This is a genomic window from Porphyrobacter sp. TH134 (assembly GCF_002855495.1).
GTDB lineage: Bacteria > Pseudomonadota > Alphaproteobacteria > Sphingomonadales > Sphingomonadaceae > Erythrobacter.
Genome location: NZ_PKRO01000025.1, coordinates 35,942 through 44,519, shown reverse-complemented (window position 1 = coordinate 44,519; position 8,578 = coordinate 35,942). Strand labels below are relative to the sequence as shown.

At 63.0% G+C, this 8,578-nt stretch carries 6 protein-coding genes; 1 reads left to right on the top strand and 5 read right to left on the bottom strand.

Annotated elements, in window-relative coordinates; translation table 11 throughout:
* Positions 1-42 precede the first annotated feature (42 nt).
* The 5 genes from C0V72_RS11265 to C0V72_RS11245 all read right to left on the bottom strand — a co-directional run bounded on the left by C0V72_RS11265 (position 43) and on the right by C0V72_RS11245 (position 4,941).
* Positions 43-660: an FkbM family methyltransferase gene (locus C0V72_RS11265; RefSeq protein ID WP_172439002.1), complete on the bottom strand. Its 618-nt coding sequence runs from the start codon at positions 658-660 to the stop codon at positions 43-45.
* A complete protein-coding gene (locus C0V72_RS11260) occupies positions 653-1,825 on the bottom strand; it encodes a hypothetical protein (protein WP_101794235.1) in 1,173 nt (390 codons plus the stop codon). The genes C0V72_RS11265 and C0V72_RS11260 overlap by 8 nt, the downstream gene beginning before the upstream one ends.
* Positions 1,822-2,487: an HAD family hydrolase gene (locus C0V72_RS11255; protein WP_101794234.1), complete on the bottom strand. Its 666-nt coding sequence runs from the start codon at positions 2,485-2,487 to the stop codon at positions 1,822-1,824. The genes C0V72_RS11260 and C0V72_RS11255 overlap by 4 nt, the downstream gene beginning before the upstream one ends.
* A gap of 6 nt (positions 2,488-2,493) precedes the next feature.
* Positions 2,494-3,288 carry an NTP transferase domain-containing protein gene (locus tag C0V72_RS11250; RefSeq protein ID WP_101794233.1) on the bottom strand — a complete coding sequence of 265 codons (795 nt, stop codon included), beginning with the start codon at positions 3,286-3,288 and terminating at the stop codon, positions 2,494-2,496.
* Between the two features lie 105 nt (positions 3,289-3,393).
* On the bottom strand, positions 3,394-4,941 hold the full coding sequence (locus tag C0V72_RS11245) for a tryptophan halogenase family protein (RefSeq protein WP_101794232.1): 1,548 nt from the start codon (positions 4,939-4,941) through the stop codon (positions 3,394-3,396).
* Positions 4,942-5,099: 158 nt separating this feature from the next.
* On the opposite strand from C0V72_RS11245, the gene C0V72_RS11240 reads away from it, so the two are divergent.
* Entirely contained in the window at positions 5,100-8,468 is a 3,369-nt protein-coding gene (locus C0V72_RS11240; protein ID WP_101794231.1) for a TonB-dependent receptor, read from the top strand.
* The last annotated feature ends 110 nt before the right edge of the window (positions 8,469-8,578 follow it).

The following is an 8,578-nucleotide window of genomic DNA, read 5'->3' as shown; positions in this document are numbered from 1 at the left end:
CCCGCTCGGGCTACGCCCTCCCAGCGCTCGCCAAGGCGCGGATCAAGTGGCCTGATTTTGCGCCGCCCAATGGCCGACTTTTACTCCGCCGTTGACAAACGGAAGATCGCCCGCCAGCAGCGGGTCAAGCAGCGGCGCGTTGATGGTGTGGATGGTCACGCCTCCGCTGGCCGGCTTGCCATTGTCGCGCCCGGCCAGCGTTGCCGTGCCGGTGTGGCCCTCGGCGACGCTGATCGTGACCTCGCCCACGCTGTCAGCGATGGCAACATGGTGGAGCACCGTGCGCGCGGCCCCGCCGTTCAGCGCGACATTGGCCGCAAGCCGCGCGTGGGTTGCGGGCACAGGTTCAAACGCGATGATCTGGCGGCACCGGGGGTTCTGCGCCGCGACAAGCGAGTAAAGCCCCTGGTTGGCGCCGATATCCACGAACACGAAATCATCACTCTGTCCCAGCAACAGATCGGCCAGATCCCGGCCGTAGGTGCCAAAGATGCAATAACGAAACGTGGTGTCCTGCCAGTTCGGGGTCATCAGCACGCCGTAAGCTGAGCGCACCGGCCTTCCTGCGCGCATCGCCAGCACCGGCGAAAGCGCTGCGGCTTTCAGTTTGCGCAGCGTCTTGACCACGCCGTACCGCCAAAAATCGCCGAGCCTAGCCACCGGTGGTTGATCCTTCGAGGAATGCGATGATCGCATCTGCCGCACGGTCGGCTGACGCACGCTGGCTGAGCGAGAAGGTGGCGTCGACCAGTCCTTGCTGGATCGGGGCGTAGTCCGGATGGGCGGCAACCGCAGCATCAATCGCATCAAGCAGACGGTCGGGATTATCCAGCACCGGCCCTGCCCGCCAATGCAGGTAACTGGGATCATCCTGCCAATCGACCCCGTGGCTGTTGAGGAACAGGCAGGGGCGGGGCACGCGCAGGAATTCGTAAACCTGACTGCTGACATCCCCAAGGTAGATATCGGCCCGGTTGGTATAGCTCATATCGCTGCTGGCAGCGCTGCCGGTGTCGCAGTGAATGCGCGGGGCTGCGCGCAGGCTGCGGCCCGGCGGGACGACCCGTGCGAGGCTTGGGGGGTCAAGCGTGACCACCCATTTGCGTTCAAACAGCATGACGTGCGGCGCAAAGATGAGATTGTAGCGGTCCTGATCGCGGAACGATTGCAGCACGGCTGCGCCATGCTTGAACCAGCTCGACAGCTTGGGCGAGGGGTGGGGGTTATACAGCACGGTCGGGCGCTGGGGCGCAGGGAACGAGTCGGAAAAGCGGTTGCCCGCACACAGATCGAACTTGGGATAGCCGACCAACGCAATCTGATCCGGCCGCAGACCGGCCTCCGCTATCAGCCGATCGCGGATTTTGGGCCCGGAAACCAGCACCAGATCAAACCCTGCACTTTCGCGGTTGAAACCGATCGCCCGGTCGCCCGCCCCGTGCCGGGTGTGGATCAGCTTGAGGCCTTCAAGTCCGTAGACGGTCTTCAACAGCAGTGACGTTTTTTCCGAGACGACGACAGCATCAAAGCTCTGGAAAAAGTCCAGATTATCGCGGTATATCAGCAGCTTCGTGGCTGGCACCAGCTGCTCCAGCGTGGCCGCCAGCCATTGGGATCCGCCACGCTTCAGCCGCAGCCGCACAAGCTCCACCCGCGCCAGCAAAGCGGGATCGGTCTGCCGCTCAATCTCCTTGCGGATCGATACGCGCGTGAAGGCCAGCACGATCCGATGCTCGCCGCGTGCGGCCAGCGCCATCGCGATGGGCAGGCTGTGGGCCAGCTGGTGGATCTGGTCATGGTTGAAAAGGAAGCAGATGCGCTTCATGCCGCCGTGCTCCAGTCGGCCTGGGTCCAGCCGGGATCGGGCCGCGCGAAACGGCCGACAAGCACGCCGGTATCAGCGTAATTGAGGATCGGGGCGTCGCTGGCATGATCGGTGTAGGCTGTGCATTGGACATCAGCCCGGGTCAGCCCTGCGGCGGCAAGCCATGCCTGAACATTGGCAACCTTGTGGCCGCCATAATTGTTTTCGCCATCAATCAGCGCCAGCAAGTTGCCCTGCGCATCGCGTAGGTGCCGGGTGGCGATGCATGCATCGAACCCGAGCGCCTGCGCAATCCCTTCCGCATAGATTTCGGGCGCTGCGGTCACCAGCACAAGTTGCATCCCGCCCGCTCGGTCGGCTGCGATCTGCGTTCGCGCGCCGGGCTGGATATTGCGTGCAATCTGGCGCGCGACAAAGGCATCGATGCGCGGTTGCAGCCGCGGGCTGCGCACCACCCTTCCGACCATGATGCGAAGACCGAACTGCTTCAGCGGCTTGCGGCCATACAGCTTCGCCTTGTAACCCAGCATCGCCAGCACCCACAGCGGGACCGCCAGCAGCCGCAACGGATTGCCTGACGCCGCCATGTGAATGAGGAACGGCGTAAAGGTCGGCGCGCGCGTCACCGTGCGGTCAAGATCATAAAGAGCAATGTGCGGCACGCGGTGTCAGCCCCGCTCCGCCAGCAGCCGTTCGGCCAGTGCGTGATCTTCAGGCTTGTCCACATCCACGCCCATGCGTCCGTCGCTCAGCAGCACCGGGGCGGCGCTGGCCCCGAGCTTTGCGCCGGCTGCTGTGAGCGCCTGATGAACCGTCATCCGCCGCGCCAGCAGTTTGATCATCAGCACTGGGCCGAAATGCGACGCGAGGCGCAGCACCGACTTGCGGTCCTGTTCGACCTTTTCCCAAAACCTCAGCGCATTGGCGGCGGCAGGGGCGGTCAGGGCGAACAGGTTGGCACCGGTGAAGGCCCCATCCTTGAAGGTCAGCCACGTCCGGCGGTTGGGCCCGACAGCGGCTTCAAGCCTGGCGCGCTCGACCAGCGCCACGCTGACATCGCTTGCACCTGCCCCGCCGATAAACTCCGTGACGCTGGCCGGGGTCAGCATGACATTGTCGGCGGTGGTGACGAGCACCGGTAACCCCGTGGCCGGATCGCCGATCGCCGCAAGGACCGATCCGCTGATGGTGGCCCCCGATATGCGGGCCGAAATGCGCGGTTCGGCTGCGGCCCAGGCAAGGTGAGGGTGCAACAGCAGTTCTGGCGCATTCTGCGCAAGCACAATGATCCGGGCGATTTCAGGCGTATCGGCCAGCGCCATCAGCACCCGGCCCAGCATCACTTCACCCGCCACCGGAACAAGCGCCTTGGCTTCCAGCCCAAATTGCGCGGCCACCGGATCGATACCGGGGCGCTGTCCGGCCAGCACCAGCGCGGTCCAGCCGGGCGGAACGTGGGTCATGGCGGAAAACCTCGGGCGGGAAGGGGCAGGAGACGGCTGGCGTTCCCCTTCCTGCCGCGACCTCGGTTTGTCAAGAATCCCGCGCGGGCGATCCGTAAATGTGTGTCACGCCGCCATTGGTGCCGGGCAATAGCGCGCCAGATAGTCGCCGTGACCCGGCATGTGCTGCACCATGTAGCGGATCGATTTTTCCATTTCGTCGACTTCGGCCCGGGCTGCCGGGCTGTCGATCGCATCGGCCATCGCGTTGTGCCCGCCCATGGTGATGCCTTGCCCCATCATCACGGCAGCCCAGCTGGTTTCGGTGAAAAGTTCATCTTCCTCGCGGAAAATCTGGCCGTTAGCGCGGAAGATTTCGACTTTCTCCGTGAGGGTATCGGGCACTGCCATCGTCCTGACGTAGTTCCAGAACTCGGAATCGCTGCGCTGTGTGGCGTTGTAATGCAGGATCAGGAAATCGCGGATGCGGGCATATTCGCGGCCCGTCAGGCGGTTGAAGGTGTCTTCCTGCACCTTGGTGATCCCGTCCAGCGACAACAGCGAGATCAGCTTGTCGATCCCGGTGTTGACGAGGTGGATCGAGGTCGACTCCAAAGGCTCCATGAAGCCCGCCGCCAGTCCGAGGGCGACCACGTTCTTGTTCCAGAACTTCTTCCGGCGTCCCGTCGTGAAGCGCAGCCAGTTAGGTTCCGCCTGCGGCTTGCCCGCAATATTGCCGAGCAGAATGTCGAGCGCTTGGCTGTCTTCCATGTAGGACGAACAATAGACGTGGCCGTTACCGTTGCGGTGTTGCAGTGGCACTTGCCACTGCCAGCCTGCACTATGGGCGGTGGCGCGAGTGAAGGGCGGGGGCGGGCTGCCGTCCTCACGCTGGCAGGGCAGGGCGACCGCGCGGTTGCAGGGGAGGTAATGGCTCCAGTCATCGTAACCTGTCCTCAGCGCCTGTTCGATCAATAGCCCCCGAAAGCCGGAGCAATCGACAAACAGATCGCCCGCAAACCGGCGGCCATCATCCAGCGTTACACTGGTGACAAAACCCGTTTCGCCGTCCAGCGCCACATCGGCGATCCGGCCTTCCTCCCGCACGACGCCGCGCGTTTCGGCAAAGCGGCGCAGGTAGGCGGCGTAGCGGCCCGCATCGAGGTGATAGGCGTAATTGACCGGCGGCAGATCGTCGCGGGTATAATCCTCGGTGCGGGCAAACTTGCCGAAATAGGCCGCCATTGTTTCCAGGTTGAAGACCTGGATGGGGCGCTTGTCGCCGGCCCGGGTCATCCGGTGCCAGACATGATGAAAGCTGATCCCGCCCATCGTGTAGCCATAGGCACCAAAGGGGTGGATATAGCTGTCGCCCAGCTTGCCCCAGTTTTCGAACTGAATGCCCAGCTTGAAGGTGCCGCCAACCTCCGCGAGCATCTCTGCCTCGTTGATCCCGAGCAGCTGGTTGAAGCCGACAAAGGGCGGAATCGTGGCCTCGCCAACGCCGACGGTGCCGATCGCCTCGGATTCGATGAGCGTAATATCCACAGCCCGTCCGGCCTTGATGCGCGACAGCGCGGCTGCTGCCATCCACCCCGCCGTGCCGCCGCCAACGATGATAATCCGTTCTATCGCCACGTTTTCCTCGATCCCTGTCCAGCCTCTGCGGGCCATCTCAACGCCGGTATAGCGCCGCGTCCAAGTGTTGCCAGAATGCAATATGAACCCAAGATTACAAGTCTTGAGAACGCTCTCAACTTACGCTACAACCGGCCAGCAACCCGCAGCGACAGGCACGATATTGTCGCGCGGCATGGGGAGAGTTGAACATCATGAACACCGCACCTGTTGCGCCGCGTCGGCGCTTGTTCGCATTTGGCACGGCCTCTGCGATAGCCATCGCCGCAGCCAGCCCCGCGCTGGCGCAGGACGAGGCAGCCGCGCAATCCGCCGACGAGGCGAGCGTTGCAGGCGAGGGCGATGAAGAAAACGCGATCATCGTCACCGGTTTTCGCGCGTCACTGCAATCGGCACAGAACATCAAGCGGGATTCCGACACCTTTGTCGATGCGGTAACCGCCGAAGACATCGGCGCGCTGCCCGATCGTTCGGTTGCAGAGACGCTGCAACGCATCCCCGGCATCACCATTGGCCGCTTTGAGAAGACCACCGATCCGGACCGCTTCTCGGTCGAAGGCACCGGCGTCATCATCCGCGGCCTGCCCTTCGCCCGGTCGGAATTGAACGGACGCGACATCTTCTCGGCAACCGGCGGGCGCGAACTCAGCTTCAACGACGTTTCGCCCGAACTGCTCGGCCGGGTCGAAGTGTTCAAGAACGTCACCGCCGACATGATCGAAGGCGGGCCTTCGGGCACGGTCAACCTCGTCACCCGCAAGCCGCTCGACAAGCCGGGCACGCACATCGCGGGTACGCTTGAGGCCAATTACGGCGACTTGCGTCAGGAATGGTCGCCGGGCTTTTCGGTGCTGGGTTCGACCACTTTTGAAAATGCCGCCGGTGCGGTGGGCGTGCAATTGTCCTACGCCAAGTCGGAACTGCTGAGCCGCACCGATGCCTCGCAGGTGGCTGACCCGTGCTACCGCGCTTCGGGCCTTGGCGGGCCGTGCCTGCGCGCACAGTCGGTCGGATCGGGCGGGTTTGTGGGCGATCCCAATTTCACCCCGGACAACTTCCCGCCCGCTGGCGCCGTGCTGGTGCCCAAGGGTGCAGGTGTGCGCACCACCGATCTTGATCGCGACCGCGAAGCCTGGTCGGCGGTTGTTCAATACGAAGACCCTACCGGCAATTTCGTTGCCACCTTTGAATGGCTGCGGGCCGAAGCGGGCTTTGAATCCGAAGAATTCGCGCTGATTTCGCGCGTTGACGATGAATTGCTGTTCCCGGTTGCCGCGGCTGGCAGCACCTTGCAGTTCGACGATCGCGGGTTCTTCCAGCGCGGGGTTCTGACCCAGCGTCCGGGCGATGCCTATGCGACCCCCTTCGGCCGCGGCGGCATTCCGCTGGATTCGCTGCGCTTTTTGCGGGATACCCAGACAACGACGGAAGATTTCTCGCTCGACATCAAATGGAACATTACGGACCGGTTCCGGATCAATTTCGAAGCGCAGAACATCACGTCTGATCTGTCGCGCGATTCTGTGTTTGGGGCGTTGAGCACCTTTGCCAATGTCGACCTCGACCTGACGGGCAAGGTTCCGCAGGTCAATTTCATTGCGCCTCCGGGCGCCCCGGCCGATTACTTCACCTCCGGGCGGGACAGCTATTACTGGTTCGGCCTCGACAGCCGCGAAAAGAACGAAGGCGAGTTGCAAAGCCTGCGCTTCGATGCCGAATATGACATCAGCGATACCGGCTTTTTCAAATCCGCACGGTTCGGTGCGCGCTGGGCGGAACGGGATCGCACCACGCGCAACACCAACTTCAGCACTTGGGGCAACCTGTCTGCGGTCTGGGCTGGCCGGGCCGGCTGCGCGCCTTGGGGCGAGGGGTCGGGCTGCGGTGCGCAAGGGCCGGGGCCGTTCGGCAACGGGTTCATCCCGGGCCGTTACTACACTGGGCTTCCAGACCAGGAGTTTGCGATTGCGGGCGGTGCCTTCGTCGATGATTTCCCCGCCTACGCGCAATATCGCACCCCCTTTGGCGACAATTTCCAGCGCGGCGCCGCGCCGACGCCGATCCAGAACGGCGGTGCGTTCTATTTTGGCGGCGATGATTTCCTCGGCGAATATCTGTCCGGCCAGACCGACAAGCAGATCGGCGAGATCCAGGCTTTCGGTCTTTCGCCCGAACGCTTCAACTACGGTGTGAACGGCCGCCAGCGGCCCGACCCTGTCACCGGCGAGATCGTGCCCTGCAATATCGAAGGCGTGTATTGTCCGGGCGAAGTCTCGGTAGTGACCGAAGTGACCAAGGCCGCCTATGCCCGCGTCGATTACGGCACGGATTTCGGCAATGGCTGGAACATCGAAGGCAATATCGGCCTGCGTTACGTCGAGACCGAAGTCACCAGCCTAGGCCGCATCGGCTTGCCCGATCCGGCGCGCTTCGATGACCCGGCCAACAATGTGTCCAATGGCGATGGCATCGTCCAGGTGTCCGAATTGCAGGCCTTGTGCTCGACCCCGGATGTGCCCGGTATCCAGCGCGGGTACTGCGCCTTGTCGCCGCAGCGCCTCGCCCAGTTCGCCGCCGCCCATACCGGCGAAGTCTTGGTGGATGATCGCAACATCGTGTTCGAACACTGGCTGCCCAGCTTCAATGCCAAGCTAGACGTCGGCGGCGGGCTGTTGTTCAGGGTCGCGGCATCCAAGAACATCTCGCGCCCCGATCTGCAATTGTTCCGCGCCGGCGGCGGGATTGCCGATAACACCAATGCGCTTGAAATTGCCGGCGGTCAGGCCTTGGCCAATGGCCCGCTATTCGCCTTGCAGACTGGCAACCGCAATCTGTTGCCGGTATCGATCTGGAATTACGATCTGTCGGTCGAATGGTATTTTGACGACGTTGGCTCGGTGACGCTGGCCGGCTTCGTCAAGGATGTCAGCGGCTTTATTGATACCGGCTTCAGCACAGTCGATTACCAGTCGAACCCGCCGGTTCAGGTGGCGCTGGAAGGCCCGGTCAATTCGCAGGACGGGATCCTGAAGGGTGTCGAGTTTGCCTATCAGCAAACCTATGATTTCCTTCCGGGTGTGCTGAGCGGGTTGGGTTCGCAATTCACTTACACCTATGTCGATGGCAGTGATTTTTCGAACCCGAACCTGTCGGGCGTGGGTGCGCCATCGGTGGCGACGGGGGCCAACCAGCTCAACGGCGGCGCATTTGTTGCCGGGCAGCCCTTGGCCGGGATTTCCAAGCACGCGCTGAACGCGACGGTGTTCTACGAAAAGGACTGGCTGTCGATGCGGGCAGCCTACAACTGGCGGTCGGACTTCCTCATTACGCCGCGTGATGACATTTTCCCGTTCTCGCCGATCTGGCAAGAGGCCACCGGGCAGCTGGATGCTTCGATTTTCGTGACGGTGATGGACGGGTTGAAAGTCGGGGTGCAGGGCGTGAACCTGCTCGACGAAGTGACCCGCACCAGCCAGGTTGTCGACTTCGATGGCAACCGGGTAACACGGTCCGCTTTCCGCAATGACCGGCGCTACACCTTCCTTGCTCGCTTCGAATTCTGACGGGTGATCAGGCGATAAATGGGCAGGGCTGCGGCAGGCGGTAAGGCTTGCGGCAGCCCTGCTGTTTTGCGCGTTGGTGACCGCCCCGCAGAACGGTGCGGCGCCGGCAG